The 24,592-nt window shown below is 60.0% G+C and carries 27 protein-coding genes and 2 pseudogenes; 11 read left to right on the forward strand and 18 right to left on the reverse strand.

Annotation, left to right across the window (positions count from 1 at the left end; genetic code table 11):
- The first annotated feature begins 1 nt into the window (after position 1).
- Both Bsp3421_RS00500 and Bsp3421_RS00505 read left to right on the forward strand, forming a co-directional pair.
- The gene (locus Bsp3421_RS00500) at positions 2-610 is read left to right on the forward strand and encodes a hypothetical protein (RefSeq protein ID WP_273995141.1); all 609 of its coding nucleotides are present in this window, start codon (positions 2-4) and stop codon (positions 608-610) included.
- Between the two features lie 49 nt (positions 611-659).
- Positions 660-947 carry a hypothetical protein gene (locus tag Bsp3421_RS00505; RefSeq protein ID WP_273995142.1) on the forward strand — a complete coding sequence of 96 codons (288 nt, stop codon included), beginning with the start codon at positions 660-662 and terminating at the stop codon, positions 945-947.
- Here Bsp3421_RS00505 and Bsp3421_RS00510 read toward each other — a convergent pair.
- From Bsp3421_RS00510 to Bsp3421_RS00560, 11 genes and pseudogenes are all read right to left on the reverse strand, one after another.
- Positions 909-1,139, reverse strand: coding sequence for an H-NS family nucleoid-associated regulatory protein (locus Bsp3421_RS00510; protein WP_273995143.1), 231 nt, complete (start codon positions 1,137-1,139; stop codon positions 909-911). The genes Bsp3421_RS00505 and Bsp3421_RS00510 overlap by 39 nt on opposite strands.
- Before the next feature lie 49 nt (positions 1,140-1,188).
- The gene (locus Bsp3421_RS00515; RefSeq protein WP_273995145.1) at positions 1,189-1,512 is read right to left on the reverse strand and encodes a type II toxin-antitoxin system RelE/ParE family toxin; all 324 of its coding nucleotides are present in this window, start codon (positions 1,510-1,512) and stop codon (positions 1,189-1,191) included.
- The gene (locus Bsp3421_RS00520) at positions 1,512-1,787 is read right to left on the reverse strand and encodes a CopG family ribbon-helix-helix protein (RefSeq protein WP_094783063.1); all 276 of its coding nucleotides are present in this window, start codon (positions 1,785-1,787) and stop codon (positions 1,512-1,514) included. The genes Bsp3421_RS00515 and Bsp3421_RS00520 overlap by 1 nt, the downstream gene beginning before the upstream one ends.
- 212 nt (positions 1,788-1,999) lie before the next feature.
- Positions 2,000-2,263: a tyrosine-type recombinase/integrase gene (locus Bsp3421_RS33885; protein WP_337995241.1), complete on the reverse strand. Its 264-nt coding sequence runs from the start codon at positions 2,261-2,263 to the stop codon at positions 2,000-2,002.
- A 20-nt stretch (positions 2,264-2,283) separates the two neighbouring features.
- Positions 2,284-2,559 (reverse strand): hypothetical protein, encoded by a 276-nt coding sequence (locus Bsp3421_RS00530; protein ID WP_273995147.1) that lies wholly within the window; start codon positions 2,557-2,559, stop codon positions 2,284-2,286.
- Between the two features lie 12 nt (positions 2,560-2,571).
- Positions 2,572-2,727 (reverse strand): annotated as a pseudogene (locus tag Bsp3421_RS00535) (VapC toxin family PIN domain ribonuclease); the annotation flags it as partial.
- Between the two features lie 37 nt (positions 2,728-2,764).
- Positions 2,765-3,016, reverse strand: a pseudogene (locus Bsp3421_RS00540) (lytic transglycosylase domain-containing protein); the annotation flags it as partial.
- Positions 2,911-3,375, reverse strand: a complete 465-nt coding sequence (locus Bsp3421_RS00545; RefSeq protein ID WP_273994902.1) for a hypothetical protein — start codon at positions 3,373-3,375, stop codon at positions 2,911-2,913. The gene Bsp3421_RS00545 and the pseudogene Bsp3421_RS00540, both read right to left, overlap by 106 nt.
- Complete coding sequence (locus Bsp3421_RS00550) at positions 3,372-4,646, reverse strand: TrbI/VirB10 family protein (protein ID WP_273994903.1); 1,275 nt, start codon at positions 4,644-4,646, stop codon at positions 3,372-3,374. The genes Bsp3421_RS00545 and Bsp3421_RS00550 overlap by 4 nt, the downstream gene beginning before the upstream one ends.
- Positions 4,647-4,653: 7 nt before the next feature.
- Positions 4,654-5,529 (reverse strand): TrbG/VirB9 family P-type conjugative transfer protein, encoded by an 876-nt coding sequence (locus Bsp3421_RS00555; RefSeq protein ID WP_273994904.1) that lies wholly within the window; start codon positions 5,527-5,529, stop codon positions 4,654-4,656.
- Complete coding sequence (locus Bsp3421_RS00560; RefSeq protein ID WP_273994906.1) at positions 5,526-6,245, reverse strand: type IV secretion system protein; 720 nt, start codon at positions 6,243-6,245, stop codon at positions 5,526-5,528. Before Bsp3421_RS00560 ends, Bsp3421_RS00555 begins: the two co-directional genes overlap by 4 nt.
- A 363-nt stretch (positions 6,246-6,608) precedes the next feature.
- Here Bsp3421_RS00560 and Bsp3421_RS00565 point away from each other — a divergent pair, with 363 nt between their 5' ends.
- A complete protein-coding gene (locus tag Bsp3421_RS00565; RefSeq protein ID WP_273994907.1) occupies positions 6,609-7,559 on the forward strand; it encodes an IS481 family transposase in 951 nt (316 codons plus the stop codon).
- 928 nt (positions 7,560-8,487) lie between these two features.
- Complete coding sequence (locus tag Bsp3421_RS00570) at positions 8,488-9,354, forward strand: replication initiation protein (RefSeq protein WP_273994908.1); 867 nt, start codon at positions 8,488-8,490, stop codon at positions 9,352-9,354.
- Positions 9,355-9,472: 118 nt separating this feature from the next.
- Here Bsp3421_RS00570 and Bsp3421_RS00575 read toward each other — a convergent pair whose 3' ends face one another.
- The 3 genes from Bsp3421_RS00575 to Bsp3421_RS00585 form a co-directional block, all read right to left on the reverse strand.
- Positions 9,473-10,555 (reverse strand): ParB/RepB/Spo0J family partition protein, encoded by a 1,083-nt coding sequence (locus Bsp3421_RS00575; protein ID WP_273994909.1) that lies wholly within the window; start codon positions 10,553-10,555, stop codon positions 9,473-9,475.
- Positions 10,552-11,241: a ParA family partition ATPase gene (parA, locus tag Bsp3421_RS00580; protein ID WP_273994911.1), complete on the reverse strand. Its 690-nt coding sequence runs from the start codon at positions 11,239-11,241 to the stop codon at positions 10,552-10,554. Before parA ends, Bsp3421_RS00575 begins: the two co-directional genes overlap by 4 nt.
- A 1,729-nt stretch (positions 11,242-12,970) precedes the next feature.
- On the reverse strand, positions 12,971-13,540 hold the full coding sequence (locus Bsp3421_RS00585) for a hypothetical protein (RefSeq protein WP_273994912.1): 570 nt from the start codon (positions 13,538-13,540) through the stop codon (positions 12,971-12,973).
- A 771-nt stretch (positions 13,541-14,311) separates the two neighbouring features.
- Between Bsp3421_RS00585 and Bsp3421_RS00590 the strand changes: the two genes are divergently transcribed.
- Complete coding sequence (locus Bsp3421_RS00590; protein WP_273994913.1) at positions 14,312-14,818, forward strand: hypothetical protein; 507 nt, start codon at positions 14,312-14,314, stop codon at positions 14,816-14,818.
- Between the two features lie 345 nt (positions 14,819-15,163).
- Here the strand turns inward: Bsp3421_RS00590 and Bsp3421_RS00595 are convergent, their stop codons facing one another.
- The 4 genes from Bsp3421_RS00595 to Bsp3421_RS00610 all read right to left on the reverse strand — a co-directional run bounded on the left by Bsp3421_RS00595 (position 15,164) and on the right by Bsp3421_RS00610 (position 16,656).
- Positions 15,164-15,361, reverse strand: a complete 198-nt coding sequence (locus tag Bsp3421_RS00595; protein ID WP_273994914.1) for a hypothetical protein — start codon at positions 15,359-15,361, stop codon at positions 15,164-15,166.
- 204 nt (positions 15,362-15,565) lie between these two features.
- The gene (locus tag Bsp3421_RS00600; RefSeq protein ID WP_273994915.1) at positions 15,566-15,733 is read right to left on the reverse strand and encodes a hypothetical protein; all 168 of its coding nucleotides are present in this window, start codon (positions 15,731-15,733) and stop codon (positions 15,566-15,568) included.
- 158 nt (positions 15,734-15,891) lie between these two features.
- Entirely contained in the window at positions 15,892-16,041 is a 150-nt protein-coding gene (locus tag Bsp3421_RS00605) for a hypothetical protein (protein ID WP_273994916.1), read from the reverse strand.
- Between the two features lie 177 nt (positions 16,042-16,218).
- A complete protein-coding gene (locus tag Bsp3421_RS00610) occupies positions 16,219-16,656 on the reverse strand; it encodes a hypothetical protein (RefSeq protein WP_273994917.1) in 438 nt (145 codons plus the stop codon).
- Positions 16,657-17,088: 432 nt separating this feature from the next.
- On the opposite strand from Bsp3421_RS00610, the gene Bsp3421_RS00615 reads away from it, so the two are divergent.
- The 6 genes from Bsp3421_RS00615 to Bsp3421_RS00640 all read left to right on the forward strand — a co-directional run bounded on the left by Bsp3421_RS00615 (position 17,089) and on the right by Bsp3421_RS00640 (position 23,881).
- Positions 17,089-17,730, forward strand: coding sequence for a hypothetical protein (locus Bsp3421_RS00615; protein WP_273994918.1), 642 nt, complete (start codon positions 17,089-17,091; stop codon positions 17,728-17,730).
- Entirely contained in the window at positions 17,727-19,703 is a 1,977-nt protein-coding gene (locus Bsp3421_RS00620; RefSeq protein WP_273994919.1) for a hypothetical protein, read from the forward strand. Before Bsp3421_RS00615 ends, Bsp3421_RS00620 begins: the two co-directional genes overlap by 4 nt.
- Positions 19,704-19,707: 4 nt before the next feature.
- Positions 19,708-20,700, forward strand: a complete 993-nt coding sequence (locus tag Bsp3421_RS00625) for an ATP-binding protein (RefSeq protein WP_273994920.1) — start codon at positions 19,708-19,710, stop codon at positions 20,698-20,700.
- The gene (locus tag Bsp3421_RS00630) at positions 20,697-22,166 is read left to right on the forward strand and encodes a hypothetical protein (RefSeq protein WP_273994921.1); all 1,470 of its coding nucleotides are present in this window, start codon (positions 20,697-20,699) and stop codon (positions 22,164-22,166) included. The genes Bsp3421_RS00625 and Bsp3421_RS00630 overlap by 4 nt, the downstream gene beginning before the upstream one ends.
- Before the next feature lie 176 nt (positions 22,167-22,342).
- Complete coding sequence (locus Bsp3421_RS00635; protein WP_273994922.1) at positions 22,343-22,975, forward strand: hypothetical protein; 633 nt, start codon at positions 22,343-22,345, stop codon at positions 22,973-22,975.
- Positions 22,976-23,134: 159 nt separating this feature from the next.
- Positions 23,135-23,881, forward strand: a complete 747-nt coding sequence (locus Bsp3421_RS00640) for a hypothetical protein (RefSeq protein WP_273994923.1) — start codon at positions 23,135-23,137, stop codon at positions 23,879-23,881.
- Positions 23,882-24,592 lie beyond the last annotated feature (711 nt).

Consider the following 24,592-nt stretch of genomic DNA (forward strand, 5'->3'; position numbering starts at 1 on the left):
CATGCACCCGATTCGCATCAAGCTCGCGTGGATCGTGGTGGCAGCTGCAGTGGCCGGTTGCGCGTCTGACCGCGTTGCGCCGCCCGCGACCACGATCGACACGGAAATCAAGGCGCTGACAGGCGAAGTCAGCCGTTTCTCGGATCAGGCGAAGGACGGACGAGCGACAGTGACCGCGGATATTGTGACGTTTGACCAGTGGCGCGGCTCGTTTGACGCGGCGACAGCCATGTTGCAGGCGCAGTGGACGATCGCTGCCCACAACGGGAGCACCCGAACGCTTGCCCAGTTAGATTCGCTTGCGGGCGCGCCGATGACGACTGCCCCTGACACACAGTTGCTCGCGACCGCAGCCAGTCACGCTAGCGGTGCCGCGAGTGGGTCGGCGAAACCGGCCGATCCAGTCGCCAGCCTCTCCCAGATCGATCTGATACTGCAGGGCCTGTCGAAGCCCGGTAGCGAGAAGGCCGCTTTCGAATCCGGTGCGTCGTTTGTCGTCGCAACAGGGCAAGCATGGCAGGCGGACAAGGCTAAAGCCGCGAGCGGCGCCGGTGCCGCGCCTGCGCCGGCAGCCTCGGGAGCGGCTGCGGCCGCGAATGCCAAGCACTGACTAGCCGCTCGCGCAGTGGCGGGGCCATTAATTTTTAAGGAGATCGATCATGGTTAGCTATGCAGAAACCGCGAGACAGCTCGCTGCGCTGTCGGCCACCTATAAGTATCTACTGAATCAGCAGCCGAGCGACCCTGTTGCAATGGCCCAGGTGAACCAGGACATTGTCGCTATGTGTGACCGGCTAAATGGGATTGGCTTCGGGTCGACCGCGACCGATTCGCAACTGGCGATCGACAACCTGAATCAGGCGATTGGTGTGCTGAATAACCTGATAATCTGCAGCGCCTCTGCGACGTCAATTGTGAACGGCGTGGCTGCGGTCATGGCACTCTGACGCACCCATCGTGCGATAGCATTTTTTCCCTCGCTCCTGCAGATCCACAACGCTGATATCGAACTCTTTCATCAGCGCCTTGATCTGCTCGATCGCCGCGTCGCGTTCAACTTCGCGTAGCACCTTGATCTGTGCGTCCAGTGCTTCTAGTTGTGCAACAAGGGCGACGTAGCCCGTCGTTTTGGAAGTCATGCTTTTACTTTTCCCCTTTGCAGCGTCGTTCAAATGTCGGCCCTTTTGTTCAGCGGTCCTGCCGCGTATCCCACACCCGAAGGATTGCGATGCTCGTCGGATTCGGCTCGTAGGCCGGGATGATCTCGTAGTGGATCTCATAGTCCCCATGGAGGCACACGTCCTTGTGAATCTCTCGGGCCGGTGGACCCTCCCAACCGTCCAGTTCCTCCCCGATGCGGTGGCGCAGTTGGACACCCAGGGATTTGGCCTCGCCATTCAGCGCCTTCACAGTCTCGCGAGCCTTGGTCGCTCCGTTGAGCATCTTTTCAAACTCGTAGATGGTCAGCAGGTCCGACGCGGCCTTGCTGGTGAACACGACCGGAACGGCCATCACTCACCAACCTTCGGCAAGGGAAGCTCATGATCGGTGCCCAGGCTGTCGGCCCAGCGCTCCATCGCGTCCATGGAGAGCAGCCTGCCCGCAGTCACGTCGTCCAAGCCTTCTTGAATCATCTGGCGCTCACGCTCCGCTCGGGCGAGATAAGCCACCACCGCCTTGCGCACGATCCATTGCTTCGAGCGATCCAGCTTCGTCGCCAAGTCATCCATGCGGGCCACAAGATTCACCGGCAGTTGAGCCGTCACCGTCTTCAACGCTTCCGCCATTGCACACCTCGCTATTGCGTTTCAATAATCGCTATTGTAGCGCAATGATGCGTCGCGCGGGCTTCATGGTGCGGCCAATTTGCTGCACGGCAGCATTTTCTACGCCACGACTGAGACCCAAGGATTGGCAAGGTTTTACGGCTGATCGAGCAGCAGCTGGGCGGTCGTCGCGGCGAAGCATATTTGCTGCAATTGCACATTGCCTGCGTCCTTCAAATTACCCCCGCGACAATCGCTCCTAGTCGAACCGGATCGGCGTCGATCAATCGCTTCGTTGCCGTCAGTGTTTCGTGTCCAAGCAGCTCGTTTATGTGGCGAAGATCGAATCCGAGTCGATGCAAACGCACAGCAAAAGTTCGGCGTCCTGACATTGCGCTTGCTCCCTCTATGCCAGCTTGAGAGTGCAGCTTGCGGAACAGTTGACTCATGGAGTCACACGAGTAACTGACAGCCCCGGTGGAAGTCTTTCGCGTCATCAAGCGGTACGGTTTGCCGATCAGTCAGGAATGTTGGGCTCGTCACCCCAAATAGCCGAACCGGCGCGATGCGCCTTCGCGCTTCCGGCACGATATGCGACCGAGAACGGTGATCCAAGCGCTGCGCTCTGCGTCGAGCGATAAACCAGCCTGTCTCCGACGATCGAGCCAACGTAGCGGCCATTGGGTCCAAACACCTTTTCGCCGCGAATGCGGCCGACCGGAACGCCGGATCGGCTGTAAACGAAGTCGTTCGCGACTTGAAGCGGCTTACCGTTTTTCGTGTAGAGGTCCATAGTTTTCCGTGGTCAGTCATTCAACCAGTTTTCGAGCTTGACACCCGGATAGCTGGTGAAGTCTTTGGTGTTGTTCGTGACAAGCACAACGTCGAGCGCAAATGCATGTGCGGCGATCAACTTGTCTAGGTGGTCCTTCTTGCGCTCCCGCGTAGCGGCGCACATTGGACGCAAGAATCCAGGCCCCGACGTACGCGCTCACGCAGCCGTCGAAGAGGTGTTCACGACGGATGCCGTAGCGAGAGAGCGTAGGAAGCCAGGAGGTGTTGATCTGCATGAGCCCAATGTCCTCGCTGCCATTCGAATTTCGATTCACGGCGCTCGCGCGCATGCCTGATTCGTGTTGCGCAATCAGGCTCGGCCGCGGTAATTGGACTCGTTCAATGCGATCCCGGCGAGAATCTTGGGATCCACGCTGGTGTGCAGCAGTTGGAACGGCACGACGGCACGTGAGCATGCCCACCCGCCACGCCGCTCGGCCACCGCGGCCTGCGCGGCGTCATCCAGCACGAGAGGCTGTAGCCATCCACGCTGCGCAAACAGATCTTCGATCGCTACTTCGCGTCCGTCGATCGAGACCGTGATTCCAGCTTGGGGTGTACTGCGCACCGACTGACCGATGAGCGGCGTCGCCCACTTGAGGAATGCGTCGAGGCCGCAGTAGTAGACCGGCTCGCCCGACAGCATCGCTACCTGGCGGGTCGACCCGTCTTGAATGACGACGCTTACCGGGCTGATCACCTCAGCGATGACGGCCGCGTGTGCAAAAGCGGCCGCCGCTACCAAGGCGACGCCAAAGACTAGACGCCGGATCATCTCGGGTCCCGATACTTTTCGAGGACCAGGTCACGATTGATCTTCATCATGAAGTGTCGTTCGCCCGGAGCAGACGTGACCGTCGGCGGGATGTTCTGATACCGGCTCAACACCGACTGCGTCGTCTGTGCCGCAATCTGCCCCGCCGTGCTACCTACTTGGGTGACACCGAGCGGGCCGGAGGTGGTCGTCTGATCGCCGTTGCTGAACGATCGGACGAGGATCGCAGTCAGGAATGAGGTCGAGTAAATCTTCCAGAAGTGGCTGTTCACGTGGCCGCTAAACCCCGCTGCGCCGTCGCCATCCGCGCCTTGAGCTCCGTACAACGGGACGTGCTTCCCGTTCGGGAGGCGCATCTCAGCGCCGGCGACCAGGATCGATTCCTGACCCGGTTGAATGTCCGAGCTGTACGGTGCGACGATGGTGGTCCCCCACGGAATCAACAAACACCGCCCGTCGCCGTTGTTCGCGTAGACGTCAGTCTCAACGATCAACGAGGCTGTGCCGGGGCGATCGGAGTTGAGCGCCTCGTTCGACAGCACTGGAATCTTGGCCGGCGGTGACAACGTGCAGCCGCGCGATTGGCCGACGAAGCTCGCCCGCGCGAAATCCCTGTCGCCGTCATTCATTTGCGCAACGTCGTGCATAAACGCGTTGTCGCGTTGCTGGGTCGTTGTGGATCCGGCCGCCTGGCCTCCCCTGGCGACCAATGCCGCTTGAGCAGCTGCATCTTTCATCGCAGCGTCTTGTGCAGCAGCTTGTTGAAGCATCATCTGCTGCGGCGAGATCACGCCGGGCGGGGGTTGCTGTGGCTGCGTCGGCCCATCCTTGAGCTTGAGACCTGCCCTGAAAACCGGCGAAACGTAGATGTTGTCTTGTTCGGTCGACGCCTGGACCTCAGTGGTCTTTTCGCTGGGCAGCATCGCATCTGCCGACAGGGCCGGCTTCTTTGCGTCCCTCGCGGCCGCTGCGCTTGCGCTTGCCGCGGCTTCAGCGGCGCGCCGGCGGGCCTCGGCCTGCTGCTCCGCGATAATCTTGTCGACGTCGGCCTTGTCGGCAGGGCCTTGCCCAACCGATTCGGCGGCCCGCTCGCGCTTGCCCTTGAGAGCTTCGGCCTCCGCCTTGTCGGTTTGGACCGTCTGGGTGTAGAAGCCGAGTCCGCCGATCGCCACGGCTGCGACAGCGCCGACGGCAACGATGACGTTGCGAGGTACCTTGCCCTTGAGCAAGGCCTTCTCCTGAGGGTTGCTCGGATCTTTCTGCTGTTGCATTCCTACCTCAGAATCCGAACAGACCGCGGCGGCCGCGGGCGATGGTCACCTGCTCGCCAGGGCGGGTGAGCTTGACCTCGTCCGCCAGTCGCTGAATGACGATGTACGGACCCCGCCGGATGAAGTTCGGACTGATGATGTCGCCGCCGTCCTTGATTGTCGGAACAGCAAACGGCGTATGCTGAGGCAACCGGATCCAGATGAAGGTGCCGTCATCGAAGACCGTCTCCGGCTTGAGCGACCCGGTGCCCGACACGCTGTAGTCGAAGTTCAGCTTGTCCGGCGATACGCCAATCGGTCCCGAGTCGGATTGAGCTGCGTAGTCCGCTTCCCGGTCCTCGGCGCCTGCGCCGGCACGCGCGCGCACCTTCGCCATGATCGAGTTCGGGTAGTTGAAGCGAACGTTTTGATAGAACAGACCACCCAACGGTGACGAAACCAAGGTGAACTCGTACTCCCGCTTGTTCGTACTCAGGTGAAGCGTGTTGACTAGGCCCGGCTTTGTGGGCTTGATGTAGACGTGGTTGGCACCGTCTGTATCGATGATCCACTGGATCGAATCGCCCATTGCGGGATCGCTGACGAGGTTCTCGCCACGCTCGAGCTCGATCGTCGTGTTCTTGAGCGGCGCTGTCATCACGCGGTAGATCTGGTCGCGGCTGTAGGAGAACACGGCGACGCGCGCGTCGCCGGGCATCGTGATCGGATCAGCGCCGGAGTTGTACGGATTCACCGGACTCATTACGTCACCGAGGATGCTGCCGACGTCGAAATTGGGAATCGGTGAGATCGCGCCAGCCGTACTTTTCGCGGCAAAGGTGTTGGTCGACGCCGCAATCAGCGCGAGCGCGCCCCAGGTGAAGACGGAACGTGTGCGGGTCATGCGCCAGTTTTCTGCAAGGTGAAGAACGCGTAGTAGAGGCCGTACGGGTTCGTGCTGAGAACAACGTCATCTGCCGACGGGGGAATGATTTGATAGCGGAGCGTCAAGGCGTAGCGCACCTCCACCGGCTTGTCCGCAGGGGATTGCCTCGTCGCCGTTGTCAGCTCGACAACGACGGTCGAGTCGTCAAGCAACGACACGTTCGTCACCAGCGGCTCACGAACCAGTTTGGGATTCGTCGTGATTTGCTCGAATGGGCGGTCCTCGCTCAACCACGCGGCGAACTGGTTCCGGGCATTGCCGACCATCTTTCCTTTCACGGAATTGATGTTCTTGGCGAGACGAGACGTGCGAATGTCGTCGGTCAAGACCGGCTCGACGGTGAACCAGTGCTCCACGTCCTCTTTGATCGCAGTGCGCTTGGCCTGGTCATCCGGCTTGTACGCGGCTAGCTGCTTGACGAGAGGATTGCCGCCAGCGTCCGAGGAGATACCATAGGCTTTCACCACAGAGGGCGGCGGTTGGCGAGTGTAGACGGCGCCCGCTGCAATGATCGCGAGGACAAAGCAGAAGGTCTTCCAGTGATTGGCTTCGACGCGCAGGCGCGTCCCCTGATCGAAGATCACCTGCTCGGGGTCGTCGTTAGAGAAATGGCCGGGCGCTGGCGACAGCGCGACCTGCTTCTTGCTACGGCGAAGGATTTTCGGGAAACGCATCAGGGAGTTCCAATTGGTCCGGGTCAATTGAAACAGCCGGGGCGGCAACCTCGCGCCGGAAAAGAGCCGCGATTTCAGGGACCTTTTCGCGTCGGCAGTACTCGGCACACACCAAGTCCCCCGCGCTCAACCGGTTGCGGGGGATTTATCGAAATGCCCTCTGTTTTTCACTAGCTTTTAGGGCCTGCGCAGGACTATACGGCGATAGGACCGACAAGTCGTGGACACATTCGGCGACCCAGAGAAAAGTGACTTTTTCCGACCTAGGTGTGAAGCTTCAATAGGTTGTATCGATGGTTCATCCGGACTGAGTCTGGGAGACTGGAAGTCGCCAAACACCCAACCTTCCAGGAACCCAGCCGGATGAACACCCATAAGAATGCCCGACTCACTTTCGCGCGTCGACTTGAGATGGTTCAGGAGATCACCGAATCCGGTTCGAGCGTGCCGCAAGCCGCAGTCGATCATGGCGTGACAGCACCGACGGTACACAAATGGCTTGGGCGCTATCTGGTCGGCGGCGCACTCGCGCTGGCAGACGCCTCATCGAGACCGGCTCGCTCTCCACGCTCCATTGACCCGGCGACTGCCTTGTTGATCGTGGAGTTGCGCCAGCAGCGCTTGCTGCAACGTCAGATCGCTCGACAGGTGGGCGTGTCGGCCTCGACCGTCAGTCGGGTGCTGGCGCGTGCCGGACTGTCCCGGTTGAGCGACCTGCAACCAAGAGAGCCGGTTCAGCGTTACGAACACGAGGCACCGGGCGACTTGCTGCACATCGACATCAAGAAGCTCGGCCGTATCGCGCGTCCTGGCCATCGTGTGACCGGCAATCGGCGCGATACGGTCGATGGTGTTGGCTGGGAGTATCTGTTCGTCGCCGTGGACGACCATGCCCGGATTGCCTACACAGCAATGCATCCAGACGAGACGAAAGGGAGTGCCGTGAAATTCCTGCGCGATGCCGTGGCTTGGTACGCTGGACTTGGCGTGCGTGTGCGCCGATTGCTAACCGACAACGGTTCGGCGTTCCGTTCACATGAGTTTGCTCGGACCTGTCAGGAACTGGGGATCCGGCACAAATTTACACGGGCGTACCGTCCTCAGACCAACGGCAAGGCCGAACGCTTCATCCAGTCAGCGTTACGTGAGTGGGCCTACGCATGGACGTACCAAAGCTCAGCCCATCGCGTCGAAGCCCTGGCGAGTTGGCAGCATCACTACAACTGGCATCGTACTCATAGCGCCATCGGCGGCGTTGCGCCGATGGCCAGACTTCCCGTATCGAGAAACAACCTCTTGACGCTTCACACCTAGGTCCCCATTCGTTGCGGCGGTGACATATTCCGACCCGATGGATAGACTGCTGCCGCGGGCTCTCTGAGCCCGTACCAAGTTTGGATCGGCCCGAACAATGACAAATTCCGACCTCGCAAAAATCCGAAAGGTGACGTGACCCGGGCGAGGAGCCGCAAAGGTGACTTTTCCCGACCTAGACCCTACTTGATCGCCACTTTTTGAGACCGAAGTTTGGAAGCCAAAAGGTGACATTTTCCGGGCTCCGCTGCGCCATCGGAAAGGGTGACGTTTTCCGACCCATAGCTTGAACGTTCAAAGGTGACGTTTTCCGACCTGGGGCGGGGCTGCAGTTGAGATATGACGTAATCCGACCCAAGAACCACCTACCCGGCCTGGGTGACTTATTCCGACCTGCCAGGAAGACGCACGAAAAGGTGACTTATTCCGACCCAGACGGATCCGCTACCTAAATACAAAGTGGTTTGCCAACGAAAGTGAGTAAGTGCTCAGCCTGCTTTCGCTTGGCCGGGTCGGAAAGCGTCACCTTTTAAACTCTCTATCAGGGCTCGCGCCGCCTTTCCCAAGGGGAAAGCGCGGTTCGGGTCGGATTACGTCACCGTTGTGTTGTGATCGAGCGGCCATACGTGGGCCAGCCGGGCGGTTTTGTTGTGACGAGACAACATCTCTAAGATTCTGCATTTGTAAAACAGATTGTAGAACCGTTTGTAAACACCTTTGTAAACGTCGGGCCGCTCGGCTGAGACCCTTATCGGGCGAGGGTTTCAGGGAAGTCACAGTCTTCAAGATGTGACATGATCCGACCCCGGAGTGACGTATTCCGACCTTGAGTGGACGTATCCCGGGCTGGGAGTGACGTTTCCCGACCGTTATCCACAACGGTGACTTGCACCCTGTGAATGTCACCTTATAATTATGACACTTCCCCTTGAAGGTCACCTTCGTGAGAAAAGCGGCAAAGAAGCAGCCGGAACCGGCGCAGGTTGAGATTGTCGAGATTGAACCTCTCCTGATCGCGCCGTCCGAGGAGCCGCCTCTGGACGGGGACGGCCGTGTCAAAGGCACGGTTGCGATGAGCCGCGCGCTGGTGAACGCGCAGCAAGGCCTGACTCTCAACGAAAAGAGAGTGATGATGGCCGCTCTCCGATGCATAGATAGCAAGAAGTCCCCATATCTCCATAGCAAGGGTAGCGGCTATGTGAGCGTTCGAGTGCGTGCGGATGAATTCGCTGCTCTTGCGGCGCTCGCTCCACGGTCGGGTGAAAAACAGGCGACAGCGGCGTATGAAGGATTGAAGGAAGGGTGCGCAAGCCTCCAGAAGAGACAACTCACATACATGGACGGCCCGAAGAAGGTAGTCTTGAACTGGGTTTGGAAGGCGGTATACCACGAGCGGGAAGGATGGGCAGAGGTCTCGTTTTCGCCAGATTTGACGCCGCATATTTTCATGCTGCAAAGGCGGTTTGTGTCGTACCAACTTGAGTTTGCGCGCGGCCTGCAGTCGCTCTATTCGTGGCGGCTACTCGAGTTGCTCATGCGGGAGCGAGATCGAGGCCGTCTGCTGATCACATTGGAGGATTTCCGACACGTCCTGGAAATCCCGCCGACATACCGCTTTGCCGACATCAAGCGGCGTGTGATTGAGACCGCGGTAAATGAGCTCAACGCAAAAGCGGATCTTGTTATCTCCTGGACGCCGGTGAAACTCGGCCGCGCTGTAAATTCACTAGATTTCCAGTTTGTCCAGAATCCGCAAAGCCGCCTCGATCTGGGCGAAGCGGCTGCCGCTGCGTAGCTGGGGACCATTACGCGCGAAGCGCGGCGCGGGCGGTGCCCGTTGGCGCTTTGGTCCGTAGGACTGCGGAGTGTGTACGCAGGACAGCGTATGAACTATCCGTCCTGCGGGTCCCGATTTAGCTGCCGTGCGGTCCGAGATCGAGCGAGTCGGGCTCTTTCATTTCTTCGGCAAGGATCGCAACGATGTTTCGTTGAATGCGATCGCGAAGGTCCCGGGGTAGTCCCTGAAGTTCGAGGCGCAGTCTGTCGTCTCCGTAAAGTCGGAGGTCACCAACCTTCACGCCGCCATGCATATTGATGTCGACTCGCTCCGAGTACCGCTGCCTGTTCGGTGCCGATGCCGAGTTAGCCTCAGACGCCCGTTTGACGAGATCGTTGACTTTCCGCACCCCAAGCCCTTCGTCGAGAATTCTGCGGACTAGTTGCGTTGTCGCCTTCTCGCCCGTTGCTCGGAAGTACTTAACAACGGCATAGGCCATGTTCATTCCGAACGACTTGGGTTGCTCAAGCATTTGCTCAATCAAGGCGTCGGGGAGTTCTGCGACCGATAGTGTTGCGGTAACGGTTGATTTGTCGACCCCGAGTTGCTCACTCAGCGCAGATTGACTTGCGAAAAGGCCCTCGGTCAACATGCGCTTCCAAACGACGGCGTCATCGAACACCGTTTGTGTTTCGTGCTGCGTGTTGAGGTCGTAGCCGAGCTTATAGCTTTCGATGCCTTGAGGAACGTCCACCACTATTGCCTTGACGTGGTCTTCTTTCGATTCTCGTAGCGCACGCGTGCGCCGGCCGCCGTCAACAATGAAGAAGCCGTTGCCTTTCGCGTAGTCAGGGGTGACATGTATCGGCTGTTGTTGGCCCTGGGTCGCGATGTTGAGCGCAAGTGAAGTAATGGACTGCGCCCGGTAGAAGTGACGAGGATTGAAAGGACTCGCCTTTACTTCGTTGAGTGGCAATTCAATTGGGGTGCCAGGCTTGTAGTTGTTCGCGGAACACCACTTGCGATAGGCCTCGGAACCAGCAACGAGATTGAGAGCGACCTCTTCAGGGGGAAGCACGCTGATTTCGGTATGCATTGGTGGAGGCTGCTTGTCTCCAACGATTGCGTCAACTGCGGCAAAGCGATCAATTGCGGTGTGCTTCGAGGGCACCGCAACGTTGAAACCCGCGTCGAGACTGCGTCGGCTCTTCATGCTCATACTGCGCCCTCCTTCACGCGCGAGACGCCCAGGATTGTGAGGATCTCATCGGTTATTTCTCGAATTTCGTCTCGTGCCGCACGAGCCCCCCGGTCGGAAAGCGCCGATACAGCGACGCCATATGCTGCTGCTTGCTTGAACGACTCTCTGTCGCTGAGATTTTTTTTCAGCACTGGTATTCCGGTATCGGCGATTGCCTTCGTGAGCGCTTTCGTCAAGAGTCGCTTTGGCTTCGCCTTGTTCAGCAGCCATACGGCTTCCAATGCGTCGTTAGTTACCCGGGCTTGCTCAACTAGCTGGATGAACCCACGACTCGACCAGAAGTCGGTGGGAGACGACGAAGTTGGCATGACAACCAGGTCGGCGATCATCAAAACTACCGCGGGTCTTGCGTCCTCTACCGAAGGAGGGCAGTCAATGACGATGAAATCGTAAGCATCGATGTACTTCTTGATTTCGCGGTGAATCATCTTGCCGGCTGCCGCGAGATTTGCCACGGGAAATGGCAGCCCCTCCTCTCCTTCACCGGCCGCTGCGCTCCACTGAAGAAGCGTGTTTTGTGGATCGGCATCGACCCCCAGGACACTGAAGCCACGATTCGCGATTTCGCTCGCAACGTTGACGGCCACAGTGGATTTCCCAACACCGCCCTTTTGGTTGGCGATTGCAATCATTTTTGCTGTCATAGACCCGTTCCTCACGATTTTCATCAATCATAAGGTGCGGATAATAAATTTCAAGGATTTTTTGGCTACCAAACGGATTGCACTCATTTTCATGCGCCGGTACATAGAGTCTCCAACGTCGTCTGGGGCTCCCCGCGATGGTTGATACGTATCAACGTCCAACTGAGCCTTGAGCTTTGCCTCCAGTTCTAGCCATCCATTGCGTTGATACGTATCAACGGTCCTCCGAAGGGAGCGAGCGTGAGCGGCCGAGCGTTTTGTGTAGGCCTTACGCATTGGAGTGGATTAGGAACCGCCAGCTATCCACGGTGTGGGTCCCGGCACCTGGCCTGCAGCGGGCCTGTGTTCTGACGCTGATGCGATGAATCATCTGCCACTCTCTGGACGTTGCCTCCGACGAGCTTTCCTGCAATCGAGCGTTGATACGTATCAACGAGGCAGCCTCAAAGGCCCGGTCGCTTGTAACTTGGTCGGTGCCGGATACCGTGGCGTTGATACGTATCAACGGTCCTCTGAAGGGAGCGAGCGTGAGCGGCCGAGCGTTTTGTGTAGGCCTTACGCATTGGAGTGGATTAGGAACCGCCAGCTATCCACGGTGTGGGTCCCGGCACCTGGCCTGCAGCGGGCCTGTGTTCTGACGCTGATGCGATGAATCATCTGCCACTCTCTGGACGTTGCCTCCGACGAGCTTTCCTGCAATCGAGCGTTGATACGTATCAACGAGGCAGCCTCAAAGGCCCGGTCGCTTGTAACTTGGTCGGTGCCGGATACCGTGGCGTTGATACGTATCAACGGTCCTCTGAAGGGAGCGAGCGTGAGCGGCCGAGCGTTTTGTGTAGGCCTTACGCATTGGAGTGGATTAGGAACCGCCAGCTATCCACGGTGTGGGTCCCGGCACCTGGCCTGCAGCGGGCCTGTGTTCTGACGCTGATGCGATGAATCATCTGCCACTCTCTGGACGTTGCCTCCGACGAGCTTTCCTGCAATCGAGCGTTGATACGTATCAACGAGGCAGCCTCAAAGGCCCGGTCGCTTGTAACTTGGTCGGTGCCGGATACCGTGGCGTTGATACGTATCAACGCCACGGTGACGTCGGTAAGACTGCGTGGCGGATCAACCCAACGGTAGCTCGTGGCGAGTCGATGGAATCGCAGTTTTCGCCTTATATACTGGATTGGAGTAGGTTGCGCGGAAATGTGTGGAGACCTCGCCCACTTAAAGTCCCAGCAGATCTCCAACATCGTCTTTAGCGCGAAGAGGAAGTCCCAGAATTTCTGGGACAGGATTGGACCTGTCTGGCAAAAGTCCGATCGTATCTGGGAGATAAGTCGATGAGCGATGCGCCCGAGCCGGTAGCTTGCGTCTGAGCCTCTATGCCTTGGCTAGACTTGGTTCTGAGTACGGGTTTGCGAGATGCGAGAGGATCAACTTGAGTATCCCACCCCGGACAGCGGTGGGGTGGGCTGAAGTTGACCCAGCCATCTGGATGGCCACGATAGGCCTTAGTCACACAGCCGACGGCGGTGTTCGGCGGCAGATGTCGTGCCATCGCGGGTCAAAGGCTGCAGCTGCGCAATTGAGCTAGCAGTAGCCACAGCATCAGGGCGGACACCTCCCACCCACGCCAATCATTCGGCATGTTGCACCTCGGGTTGCAGTGCCCTCCATGCCGCGACTGGGCCGGTCTTGGGGCAGGTGGGGCTCGACAATGCTGGCTTGTCGTCCGCGCTCAAGTTGGTGAACCGTACCCGTTCAGAGACCATATCGGACAAGGCCTCGGATTGCGTCCCCGTCGCTCCATACGTCCTTTCCTTCGGGCGCGCGGAGAAGCAGATTGCCCAGGATCGCGAAACGAAATAACAGCATCATTTCGATCCGCAACCACATCATGTCTGCCGGGATCAGGAACCATCCTGCCGGCAGTGCAACGGCGCGTGGCGCCGACTCCGCTGGCATACATTACGATCCGGGCGCGACGCGAAAGCGGCAGCATTCGGAAATCCACGTGCCCGATGCCGGGGTAGGGACCAGCCTTGACGGTGGTGCGCTGACTCTTCCAGAGCGTCACGACTGGCCCACCGCCAACGCGGATCTCGGTTATAGGAACGCCGTAGACAAATCCGGCCACGACATGCCCCACCTCGTGAACCAAGGTTTCGACGTAGGCCAGGGGATAGAGCATCACGGCAAACTCGAGCAGCATTAGCATCGGGTGGAGCGGGTTCACGTGAAAGGCCGCCCAAAAGATCAGGTAGGGCGCCACGCCATAGGTGACGAGGAAGGTATCGATCTTTTTCACGGGGTCAGTGCTCTTGGATGGACAGCGGGAGGGACCGCTCGCGTTTTCAGATTCAATCCAGGGTTTAAGCGCGGAAACCCGCGCGCTCCAGTTGCTTCAAAATCTTCTCGCCCTCGGGCACCATGCCGTGCGCCTCGTCAGCGTCTTGGGCGTGCGCTCATAGTCCACTAGGCGGACGAGTCGAAGGTGCCGCGCGTAAGTTAATGCTTCGGCGTAGCCGAGCTGAACCGTGAGAGCTTGAGCCGCCTTCGAAACGCTGTCCATGTCGTTTTCCGTCCCGTTAGTCGGACGTGAGCTTCGATGTCATCACGACACTAGCACTCGCGATGGCAAGGCCTATCGCCGTGAGGACGAGCGGCCAAATGGGGTGTGTGTGGTTCGCGATTGCAAAACCGGTAACCAGCCCGAAGCAGACCAATGAGAATGCGAACCCGGACAGATGAAAGAGCGATACCGTAATTTTGTATTTCATTTTTTCCTTCTGCCGGCCCGGCCGGCGTTTTCCTATCCGTCATTCACTGGGCGGCAGCAGCACGCTCATCGCAAGGCCCGCCGTCGCGAGTGCTACGCCGATCCATGACCAGAACAGAGTCCACGACGACACTTCCCACTGCGCCAAATACGCGCTGACCAAGATGCCTAAACAGGGCAAACCACATACCGTACATACGATCAAGGTTACTATCTTATTCATTGGATCGTCTCACTTATCCGTTAGCTCAGTTATCGAATTTCGCGCCGATCTCGATTACAGCCGCGATCGCGAGGTGTGTGATCAAGGTCGTTGAAAGCGTCAACTGCCGCAGCGATATCATGCCCGCGATAAAGCGCGTAATCCCCATGCGCTACCATTATGTCGCCGCACAGGAGCGTGTCGAGAGACAGCCGCGTGCCATCCCGTTGACCAGCGCACGGGCCAAGTTCCCCTCTGCAACGTCGTCGCGCACCAAGACGCGCTTACCGTCCGCCTCGGTCGCCCAAATTTCGAACATGTCGTTTTCCCTTGCGCCGGCGAAACCGGCGCTTCCTGTCGGAGATATTCCGCTAACCGAACAGCGCCCCCCTCAACCACGCGGAGCACTGTGTATTCGCCATGATCGCCAGCGCCGCAAGCGCGAGGAACATACCGGTCACGAAAATCTTGTCGAACTTGCTCACCATTTCAAGGCTCCTTATACGAGTGGTTGCCGAGTGAGCAGTAGAACAGACCGTCCAATTGAGAACCACACGGAAACGAGCTTCATCCAAGGGTTCTTTCGAGTGCTTTCCTATTCGTGAGCGCGGTAGCCAGCCGAATTGCTCTTCCCACTCACGCCGCTAGCACGGGCAGCGGCCTTAATCTTTGCTGGTCCTGCGTCATCGACCTCGACGATGGCCGCAGCGCGGGCGGCATCGGGGTGCGGTCCTGCAACGCGAGGCATCTTTCGACCCGTCTCAACGTCCGGGACGTTCCACAGCGGCCACAAGCTCTTGCTGCCAATCTCCTGGTGGATAGCCCACAGGCGCCCAGCACGCTCGAACGGAATGCCAAGCGTCGTCCACGTGCCCCAGGGGCCTTTCGCCTCGGACAAGACGCCTTCGACTGGCTTGTGTTCGGACTTCGCAAGCTCCATGTCCATTTTCCTATTTCTCGAAGATCACGGCCTGAAAGGCTTGATATCCTTGTAGACCGAAGTTGCGGGACGAGCGACCGCAGACGACGCTAATACCGCCGACCGGCACCGCACCCTCCTGGATTGCCTCGTTGACCTTTTGCTCCAATGCGACCACCGCTTCGGACGCTTTATTCATGTGCTCGCCAGCAACCACAACATATCGCATGCTCTTTTCCGCTATTCGATTCGGTATGGGATACCCGCTGAGTCGAGAACGCTCAAAAACTCCAAGGGCACTTGAGAGAAGACAATCTCAGTCCCGAAACCTCCGCTCTCCGGTGGCTCCGAAACAATGGTCGCGCCTTGCGATCGGCGCCACTCGAAGAAGGCGTCCCTCACCCTTGAGCGCAGCCCACGATCGATGACGACCCTATGCCGGCTCACCATGAGCGTAGGTCGGATCGATCAGCGTGCCGTCGGGATTGCGCACGACCGAATGTGCGATCAGGCGCAGCGAGGCATCCTCCAGCTCGATGGCAAGCCACCCGCGCACGGGGCTGGGTGCCTGGGTGGGTGACTGTCCAAGCGTCGACGGCATCGTGACAGTTCGGCTTTGGATCGGTTGCTGGGCGTACGTGCTTAATGTGCCGTGTGCGTCGCGCAGCGCCAAGACCGTCAGTAATCGCAGCTGCGAGCGACTCGTACCCGGCCGGGTGCGTCCGAACTTGTGCCATTGCGCGGTTCCCCTATACCTGATCACTTGCGGTCGCGGGCCTGCGCGATCGCATCGGCCGCGAGAGTCTGGGGCGTCTCTAATGCAACACCGCCATCCCGTTCAAGCTTGACCTGGTCGTCGGCCGCCCGCGCCTCGACACAGACGCGCTGGATCTCCTTCGTCGCGTTCACGCCGATTAGGATACTAGGAAGCACTATGCAAACTGCAAGTTTGCCGATGTTTCGGACGGCGTGTGGATGCGGATCCATGCGTGGGCTACCAGGTCCAGCGTGAGCCCTCAACGTCCGCCCAAGCCTCGCTTTCCGATACGCAGCGCTGCTGCTCCGCGATCAGCGCAATGGTGACCATCAGGTCGTCGACGGTCCGGTCGAGCGCGTCGGTGCCGTGGCGTGCTCGCGCGTCGGCGTGCGGGCGAAGTCGGCCAGCACTTCTCGCTCAACGCGCTCCAACGCGCGGACCTGACCGCGGCCGCCCGGTCGCTTCGGCGCGATGCGCAGCGTCACGTGCACCGTTGCCGGCGGCGTCGATCCGCCGGCGGCGGCAGCTGGCACCGGGTCGCCGCGCTCAGCAGGCGTTGGGCCGCCGGCCGCGCGCGGCGTGCTGGCCGGCACGCCCGGGCGCAGCGCGAGCAGGCGGGCGGTCGCGAAGTCGTGGCGCTTGCGCGCGGCGCCCACGAACGCCCCCACGAGCCAGTCGCGCGTTGCGGCCGCCTTGTCTGCCCGGCGGCCGAATTCGAGGTACTCGTGGAGAGAAGTAAAGGTAGAGGCGCGTTCCTTGGGCCGCATATTGATCCAGTACGACCTGGCGCGACTGCGGCGTTGCTTTCGCTTCGGGTTGGCCGGAAGCGAATGTCAAAGATCTCGTAGGTCCGAAAGGAATCGCTGAAACCTTGCGGTAAGCGTGCGAGCTGCGCCTCGCCGTCGTGAAACAATCGGTGTGCAATCGAGAATCTTGCGGAACCGCCGTACAGTATGGCGTAGGGCGGGTTTAGGAGGCGATTTTCCGGGGATGTTTCACGGCGGGACGCTTTTTGAAAGGCCAAAACAAGCTCAAATCGTCGCGGCGTCCGCGCGCCACAGCGCAGATCAAAAAATGTATCAAACACTACGTAATTTGTAGTGATTGTCGACATCGTCCAAATGCTCACCTCGTAGGCCTATTCGGGTCTGTATTCGGTTCGCTTTTGTACTACAACTGGAACATTGACCGGAGTGGCCATGATCCCACCACGTTTCAGAAGGGCGGTCAATGCCGGTCGTCCGTTTGGGACTCATCGGTTCGATGTCTTTGGCCCGAAGGTGGCCCGTCCGCTGACGCTCTACGGCTGGAACGCCCTTCATCTCTGGCTGCGCCTGGAGGCAGACCCGCGCGTGATTACATATTGCGAGCGGCCGATGCATATTCCCGACGCACGTCCGATGCGCCTGGTGGACTTCTGGGTGCGAGCGCAAGCGGCGGAGCGCCTATTGGTGGTGCCGCGCCCAGCGGAAGCGGCGGCAGACGCTCAAGGGGCTCGGCTCTTCCCCGCCTTTGACACGTGGAGCCGGGTACAGTCGATGGCGTTGCGAACGCTGCGCCCAAGCGAACTCGACGATCCCGAGTTACTGCGCCGAAATCGGCTTACCATGCTTCGCCATGTCGCCGCGGCCATGCCGGTTGGGGGTGACGTCTTCGCGCCCGACGTCTTGGAGGCTTGTCGAAACAGTGTGACGCTTGCCGAGCTCGAGCAACGCTTCGCGCCGCTCGCCCCGTCAGTCCTGCGTGCGGCCGCATTCAGGCTCGTGCTCGGCGGCGCCTTGCAATGCCCGACGCTTGCGACACTGCCTCTGGGGCTCAACAGTACCTTGGTGGCGACATGAGGTCGATCGCATTCGGTGCGCTGCATTTCGACCGTCGCTCCATTCCGGCGGACTTGAGCGATATCGCCGGTTGGCCGTATGCCGACGAGAATGCCCTGTCGGTGCAGACCCGGGAGCAGTTGGAGAGGCGTCTGCGTGCGATGACGCTGTTCGTCGACGGACAGATGCCTTTGCGTGAGATCACGCGGCAGACCGGTGTTGGCTTCAACGATCTATATCGTTTGCTCGAGCGCTGCGTTGCGCCGCACGACGATGGCCGCATATTCGGGTGCCGCGCGTTGATCCCGTATAAGCACACCCGTGCATACAAGCGGTGTGGGCCCGTAACGTTGAGCCCCGACGCGGACGCCGCCGGCGGCGCACGTGGCGCGTTCGAGCAATTGCTCAGGCGCTACCCGGATATCGCGCGCTGGATAGAGCGCCGAGTCGCTGATCGTAGCCGCAGGCAGGCAACGCTGACGGAGGTGCCGCGGCAGTTGTGGCGTCTGCATGGTGGTTTTCTCACGCAGTGCCGGCAAGCTGGTATACAGGCCCACGAGTACCCGTTCAATCGAAAGCACCTCGCAGAGCGCTCGCTTGCGACTCACGTGCGAAAGCTTGCGCAACGGCATTTTGAGGCCGCGTCTCGTGCGGCTGGGGCACAGCAGATTCGTCATCCGTGGGGCGATGATTCAAGCATGGTCCGCAAGCCAGCGACGTTTCCCTATGACGTGGTCGAGTTCGACGGCCACAAAATCGACGTGCGCCTGACGCTGCGCATCGACGACCCGTTCGGCTTCGAAACGCTGCTGGTGCTGCATCGGATCTGGATCCTCGTGCTGCTCGATACTGCGAGCCGGGCAGTAATCGGTTACTACCTGGCGCTCGGGCGCGAGTACAACAAGGACGACGTGGCCGCCGCGCGTCAGGCCACGCTCACCCCACACCGCCCGCGAGAATCCAAAATTCCAGCCTTGCAAACCAGGCCCGGTGGTGGCTTTCCATCGGCCGTCATCCCGCAGACGGCCTGGGCGTGCTGGAACACGCTGCGCTTCGATGCCGCCAAATCGCACTTTGCGAAGGCGACGCTCGAGCGGCTCACGACAGTCGTCGGATGCACGACCGCCAACGGACCCCTGGGCCAGAAAAACGAGCGAGCGCTCGTTGAGCGCTTTTTTGACCAACTGGCATCACACTTCGCGCACCGGCTACCGGCGACGACCGGAACCGATCCGCAAGCGGTCGAGCGTTTGCTCAATGACGTGGGTAAGGAAACGTCATTGATGATGACACTCGACGAGCTCGAAGACGTCATCGACATCGTGCTCGCCAACTATAACGGCGAGCCGCACGCGGGGCTGAGCGGCCGCACACCCCTGGAGGCGATGCAATTCCAACTTGCGAGAGGAGAGGATCTGCTACACACGCTTCCCGTGGTCCGGCGCGGCACGCTTTGCCTGCTTCAAGAAGCGCGCGTCGTTACCATTCGCGGTAACGTGAGCCGGGGCGAGCGGCCGCACATCAATTTCGAGTACCTGCGCTACGACAGCCGACTCTTGTCGAGCATGGCCGGGCTTCTCGGTCAGCAGCTGCGCATTTACTTCAACGTTAAGGACATCCGGCACCTGCACGCGTTCTTCATGGACGGCTCCGAACTTGGAGTGCTGACCGCAGCGCGTCCATGGTGCGTTTCGCCGCATTCGTTGCGCGTTCGCCAGGAGATATTTTCTCTGATTCGGCAGCGCAAGCTGGCCTGCCGGGAGGGGAGCGATCCGGTTGCCGCTTGGTTCGCGTACAAGAAGGAACAGGCGCGGCGGCATACGCGGGACGCCAACGATCTCGCGCGCATGCTCACTGAGCGTGCGAAAGCACACGAGGCTGTCGCGGCACCGATCGTTCCCGACGAACGCTCGCCGGCGACCGCCTCGGCACGGTCAGGCGCGGAGCAGCGTACGCTGCCCACGCCGTGGCTGACGACAATATTCACGTATTGATGCCATGCCGGACTCTCTGCCAAGGCCCGTTGACCCGGCAGCACATCCCCTGCTGAACCAGACGTACATCGTACCGACGCCGGCAATTGCGGAAATGTACGCCCGCGTCCGTCAGTGTTTGCGACGAGGGATCGCCGGAGCCGTTATCTATGGTCACACCCGCTGGGGCAAGACGTACGCGATCCGTTACTGCGCAAGGCTATTGCACCACGACTTGAGACGCATCGTCGTGCTCTCGCTAGGCATGCCGCAAAATCCGTCGCGCTCGGAAGCGCTCTTCTTCGGTATGTTGCTGGAAGCGACACGCCACGAACGGGCCGACAACGGATCTGCATTCCAGCGTCGCCTGCGGCTTTACCACCGACTGGCCGAGATGGTTGAGCGCGCCGGCGGCAATACTCTGGTTGTGTTTGTCGACGAAGCCCAGCGCCTCGAGCTCGAGCATTACGAATGGCTGCGTGACGTGCAGGATGAGCTATCACGCCGCGGCATCCGAATGTTCACGTTTCTGGTCGGTCAGCCCGGCATTCTGAACCGCAAGAGCGCCTTCAAGCAAAACGTCGACACCTCGCAGATCGTGGCGCGCTTCATGGTCGAGGAAATGCGTTTCGCAGGCCTACGCGGTGCCGGGGATCTCAAGATGCCGCTCGGTGCGTACGACAGTTCCATGTTTCCAGAAGGAAGCCGATGGAACTACACGCGCTTCTTCTTGCAGCGTGCGTTCGATCAGGGTTTCCGGCTAGGCGAGCAGTACGAATTGCTGTGGCAGGTATTCGATGCCGCTCACCGCGGCGCGCGATTCGACTTTTCGATGGAAATCCCGATGGAGTATCTGGCGCGTGCCATTGAGGTCGCACTGACCGACAACATGGAGCACGATGCGCCGGGTTTCGCACTCAGTGCTGCCTGTTGGAGACAAGCCGTGGACGAGTCAAACTTTGTCGCCGCGCTGGAGGAGTTGCGAATCGTGTTCGTGGACGAGGCTTGCGCGCGATGACACGCCGTTTCGATATCCTCTTGCCGGACGATCAGCCCATAGAGCACGCCCCTTGGTGCTGGCGAGACGACTGGCACGCCCGAGGCGAATCCTCGCTGGCCTTGCTTGCCAAGTTTCAGCGGCTGAATGCTCTGTCGTGTGCGGTGCTGATTGATACGTTTGTGTGTCGCGATGTCCGCCGGAACGTGCCGCGGGATCACGATTTACGCGACGCACGGCGCTTCGACGTGCCGCGCATGATGGCCATACTGCGTTTGTCGGTCACGGATGTTGCGGCCGCTTTCGTCATGCCCTCGCATCGACTCGAGCGGATTGCATTCGCGACGCTGCGTTGGTGCCCAAAGTGTTCGCAGGAAGGCGTACATCTTTGCGCATTCCAATATCGCGCGACAGAACAATGCCCAGTTCATCGCGGTCCGCTCGCGCAGCACTGCGAGCAGTGCGGGGCAGCGATTCCCTACCGTTTGCGGCCTGATTTGCTTCGCGCACCGTTCCATTGCCTGGAATGCTCCCATCCGTGGTTCACGCCGGCGCGGGGCCCGGATAACTTTCGCGTGGGGCAGGCATACCGGAGTCTGCTGCGCGAGCGTGCGGCCGACCGCCTGCCGGCCATTGGAACTGAAGGCGCTTTGTTGCGCTCCCGGCGTGCAACCCGCCGACATCCGTTGTCGGTTGAGCAAGAGCGCGAGGCCCTGCATGTTCGTCTGCCGCGAGAACCCGTCTGGACGATGTTTGGACGCAGCGACGCGATCAAGGATGACCCGGCGCAAGACGACACGGAGCAGGAGGGCGGCACGGACGATGGCGACATCGATGCCTACGGCTGTTATAGGGCGGTGCGGCGATGGATCATGCGTGAGTACTGCGTCCGGCATCGAGCCTGTATAGCAACCGCCGCGTGGCATTTATCGTGGTCGTTGACGGGAGGCACAACGGCACCATTTTGTCCGATCGCGCAGGCGTTCCTGCGTTGGCGTTGTAAGTGGGAAGGCTTCGGCACGCCCAGCGCGTTGCTGCAGCCCCCGCTGCATGGGCCGCTCGGGCTCTCGGTGTGGCTGTCGCTCTACGCGCCGGTTGCGCAGCGAAGTTGGAGCCATGCCGCCAGCCGCTGGGTGGTGATGCACCTGCTAGGCCGAGCATGTATCGATAGTTTTCTCACCTTCCTGTCCGAGGCGGATCAATTGCGCATGCACCGGCGGATACTTTGGTTGCCGTTTCCCGTGCACGATTTCCCGCGGCGCCACGTCGTAGCACGAGGCGGTTATCGGCGCGGCGAGCCAATCAGCTTCTGCGTCTCACCACTTCGCGAAGGCGATATCGCTTGCGAGTCGACTTGGTCTCTCGACGGCGATGGCCATCGCCGCGAGCACTTGGACGGGCTGCGCCGTAACGTTGCCCCCGCTAATCTGGCGGCCTTCCTCGGCCCGACCACCGGAGCCCTTGGAGTTCCCTGCGGCGCTGCTTGACGATACGCGTTCTCTACTTATCGAGGGCTCGCGGGACTTGCGTGTCGAGTTCGATTTGGCGTATTCATCGGCGGTGCCGTAGACACTGCATGATTCGGACAGCGCTGCGAAGCCATCCATGTGATGGCGTCGACGAACGAAAATGAAGGCGACCGAGGCGTGAACTCATTTCGGATGTGCTCGAATGGGCGCAGAGGAATGCCTCGGCGCTCTACTACAACACTAAAACCAAAAAGGACAGGCTGCAGGTCACTCCGAACATCGTTGGCTTCCAGTCGGTGATGCATGGCATCGCCATGCGCATCAAGAAGCACGGAAGAAGGGAGTCGCAGATAACCGTCGACCAGCAATCTCAGTTCAACAAGGCGCAGAAGACGTTGTCTGAGCTCTACGCTTCGATGCGCGGAGTTCCGTGGCTCACCGGTCCCGGGCTGCCGGAGACGGATTTTAGAGGCATGCCCGTAACCCCGCTCACGTTTTCCTTGAGCGCGGATAGCGCAGGACTGGAGCTGGTCGATATTTATCTGTGGGTCTTCAAGCGCGTCAATGAGCGGAAGGAGGTGGCGCCAGAACTCTATGCGCTTGTGCGGCCGCAGCTACGCCGCGGCCGCACGGACGAAATTTCACTGAACGCGCTCGGTGCTCGATGGGGCCGTTGGTTCGACGCGTTGCCGGAGCCGGCTGAAGAGCAAATGGCAAAAGCGCGAGAACGACTGGCCATTGACGAAGGCAGGCGTCTTCGCGCAATGAATAGCGATAGCCGCCAACTCTCGGAGGGCGATGACGGCGTCCCGCGCGTGACGCTCTGAATTGTCTCACTCCCGCATCGACGGCGTGCGATGCAAACACCGTTTATTGAAGGCTGCAATCCTGCGAACGCTTGTACACGGGGAATAAAAATGAAGACACACTCGACTCGAGCTTATCTCTGGTGGGTGCTACTTCCCGCGCTTACGGGGTGCCAGCTCATGGACCGGCAATACGTCCGGGCGGTGGGGGCGGCCGAGCTCGAAAGCAAGTATACGATCAAAGGGACAGCCTATTCGGCCGGGGACATTATCGCCACGCCCGGTGTATCTAACGAAGTGATGTCTGCATGGCTTGGCGTCGCCGGCAACGACCTGAGAAAGAAGTGCAACGAGTTTATCGCGCGTCTCTCGGTACAGGAAGCGGGCTGGGATACGGGACTCGATATCGTCGCGCTCGCCACTGGGGGAGCAGCGGCGGTTGCCGTGCTGCCCGTAACCACCACTGCGGCACTCGCGGCCGGCAGCACCTTTGCTACTGGCACACGAGCGCTGATTGATTCCGACGTCTACGGTAAGGTCGGGGCGAACCTGATCGCTTCGCAAATTGGGCTGGATTTCGATCCGGTATTGAGCGCCTACATGAAGAATCTCAACGTCTCTAATACGGCTGATTTTGAGAGCAAGCTCGATACGTTGATGCAAGCCCAGGGCAAATGCACGCTGCACAATGCCCTTCAGAATTTGCAGCTGAAAGGGGCAGGGGCGAGTTCCCGGCCTCCCGTAATTGCTGCAACCAGCCTCCAAGACAAGCAGGTTTATTCGCTGCTCGGGGGCGTTGAAGTCACTTTGACAATCGACGCCTCGGATCAGGTTACGCTCAAGGGCTACACCGGTGACCCGAGCGTCAGTCGTACGACCGCAACAGCGATCCTCAACGGGGCGCAGGCCGTTCTGGAAACCAAGTAACGGGGCGGCATGAAGTGGAGCATTCAAGCGGAAAACAGGCTGACCCCTCGCATCGAAGGATCGATTGACGCCCAAGGCGTGCCGGCGTGCACGCGCGGATCCACATTGGCGAAACGCCTCACCCAGGTGACGGGATCCGCGTCGTTGTGGGTGAAGCGCACGTTTGCTAGGGCCGAGTCAAAGCATCGGCCGATCACGTCGCTGACCTGCCGCTGATCCGCCACGGCGACCTACGGATTGCCGGCCAGATAGCGGACCTTGACGAGTCAGTCGAAGGCCGCGCGCAGCGTGCGCACCACAGCACGAAGCGCTCGATCTCGCGCCAGTACGCGCGCTGGGTGGCCGCCTGGGCAGTAGACTGCTCCTTGGTAGTGGGCACCACCACTCGGCCATTGCGGTGCTCGATTGGTCCGCCCGCTTCTTGCGTCAAGAAACGTCGTCCTGGCTTGAGCCGCCGCCGGCCCACCAGCCGGGCGTGGACCGACCGCGAACCGCGGCTATCCCGGATCGACGTTGTGTGGTCGTTTAGCCTGCCGCCGCGTTCTGCGCCCGGGTCCCTGCCGAAGCGGCCGTTGCTTTGTTTGTCCGCCCCGCGGCACCCCGAAGCTGCCTAAACGCCCGCCTTGCATAAACCGGTTGGTCAGCCTATGATATTAAAAGGTAATACCTCGGGATACCTCGGGATACCTCGGGATACCTCGGGATACCTCG

Origin of the sequence: Burkholderia sp. FERM BP-3421 (assembly GCF_028657905.1) — a bacterium.
GTDB lineage: Bacteria > Pseudomonadota > Gammaproteobacteria > Burkholderiales > Burkholderiaceae > Burkholderia.

Excerpts from the sequence above, each read along its gene's own strand:
- Bsp3421_RS00500 (WP_273995141.1), top strand. The coding sequence starts at position 2 with ATGCACCCGATTCGCATCAAGCTCGCGTGGATCGTGGTGGCAGCTGCA.
- Bsp3421_RS00505 (WP_273995142.1), top strand. The coding sequence starts at position 660 with ATGGTTAGCTATGCAGAAACCGCGAGACAGCTCGCTGCGCTGTCGGCC.
- Bsp3421_RS00510 (WP_273995143.1), bottom strand. The coding sequence starts at position 1,139 with ATGACTTCCAAAACGACGGGCTACGTCGCCCTTGTTGCACAACTAGAA.
- Bsp3421_RS00515 (WP_273995145.1), bottom strand. The coding sequence starts at position 1,512 with ATGGCCGTTCCGGTCGTGTTCACCAGCAAGGCCGCGTCGGACCTGCTG.
- Bsp3421_RS00520 (WP_094783063.1), bottom strand. The coding sequence starts at position 1,787 with ATGGCGGAAGCGTTGAAGACGGTGACGGCTCAACTGCCGGTGAATCTT.
- Bsp3421_RS33885 (WP_337995241.1), bottom strand. The coding sequence starts at position 2,263 with ATGACGCGAAAGACTTCCACCGGGGCTGTCAGTTACTCGTGTGACTCC.
- Bsp3421_RS00530 (WP_273995147.1), bottom strand. The coding sequence starts at position 2,559 with ATGGACCTCTACACGAAAAACGGTAAGCCGCTTCAAGTCGCGAACGAC.
- Bsp3421_RS00545 (WP_273994902.1), bottom strand. The coding sequence starts at position 3,375 with ATGATCCGGCGTCTAGTCTTTGGCGTCGCCTTGGTAGCGGCGGCCGCT.
- Bsp3421_RS00550 (WP_273994903.1), bottom strand. The coding sequence starts at position 4,646 with ATGCAACAGCAGAAAGATCCGAGCAACCCTCAGGAGAAGGCCTTGCTC.
- Bsp3421_RS00555 (WP_273994904.1), bottom strand. The coding sequence starts at position 5,529 with ATGACCCGCACACGTTCCGTCTTCACCTGGGGCGCGCTCGCGCTGATT.
- Bsp3421_RS00560 (WP_273994906.1), bottom strand. The coding sequence starts at position 6,245 with ATGCGTTTCCCGAAAATCCTTCGCCGTAGCAAGAAGCAGGTCGCGCTG.
- Bsp3421_RS00565 (WP_273994907.1), top strand. The coding sequence starts at position 6,609 with ATGAACACCCATAAGAATGCCCGACTCACTTTCGCGCGTCGACTTGAG.
- Bsp3421_RS00575 (WP_273994909.1), bottom strand. The coding sequence starts at position 10,555 with ATGAGCATGAAGAGCCGACGCAGTCTCGACGCGGGTTTCAACGTTGCG.
- parA (WP_273994911.1), bottom strand. The coding sequence starts at position 11,241 with ATGACAGCAAAAATGATTGCAATCGCCAACCAAAAGGGCGGTGTTGGG.
- Bsp3421_RS00595 (WP_273994914.1), bottom strand. The coding sequence starts at position 15,361 with ATGCGATATGTTGTGGTTGCTGGCGAGCACATGAATAAAGCGTCCGAA.
- Bsp3421_RS00600 (WP_273994915.1), bottom strand. The coding sequence starts at position 15,733 with ATGCCGTCGACGCTTGGACAGTCACCCACCCAGGCACCCAGCCCCGTG.
- Bsp3421_RS00610 (WP_273994917.1), bottom strand. The coding sequence starts at position 16,656 with ATGCGGCCCAAGGAACGCGCCTCTACCTTTACTTCTCTCCACGAGTAC.
- Bsp3421_RS00615 (WP_273994918.1), top strand. The coding sequence starts at position 17,089 with ATGATCCCACCACGTTTCAGAAGGGCGGTCAATGCCGGTCGTCCGTTT.
- Bsp3421_RS00620 (WP_273994919.1), top strand. The coding sequence starts at position 17,727 with ATGAGGTCGATCGCATTCGGTGCGCTGCATTTCGACCGTCGCTCCATT.
- Bsp3421_RS00625 (WP_273994920.1), top strand. The coding sequence starts at position 19,708 with ATGCCGGACTCTCTGCCAAGGCCCGTTGACCCGGCAGCACATCCCCTG.
- Bsp3421_RS00630 (WP_273994921.1), top strand. The coding sequence starts at position 20,697 with ATGACACGCCGTTTCGATATCCTCTTGCCGGACGATCAGCCCATAGAG.
- Bsp3421_RS00640 (WP_273994923.1), top strand. The coding sequence starts at position 23,135 with ATGGACCGGCAATACGTCCGGGCGGTGGGGGCGGCCGAGCTCGAAAGC.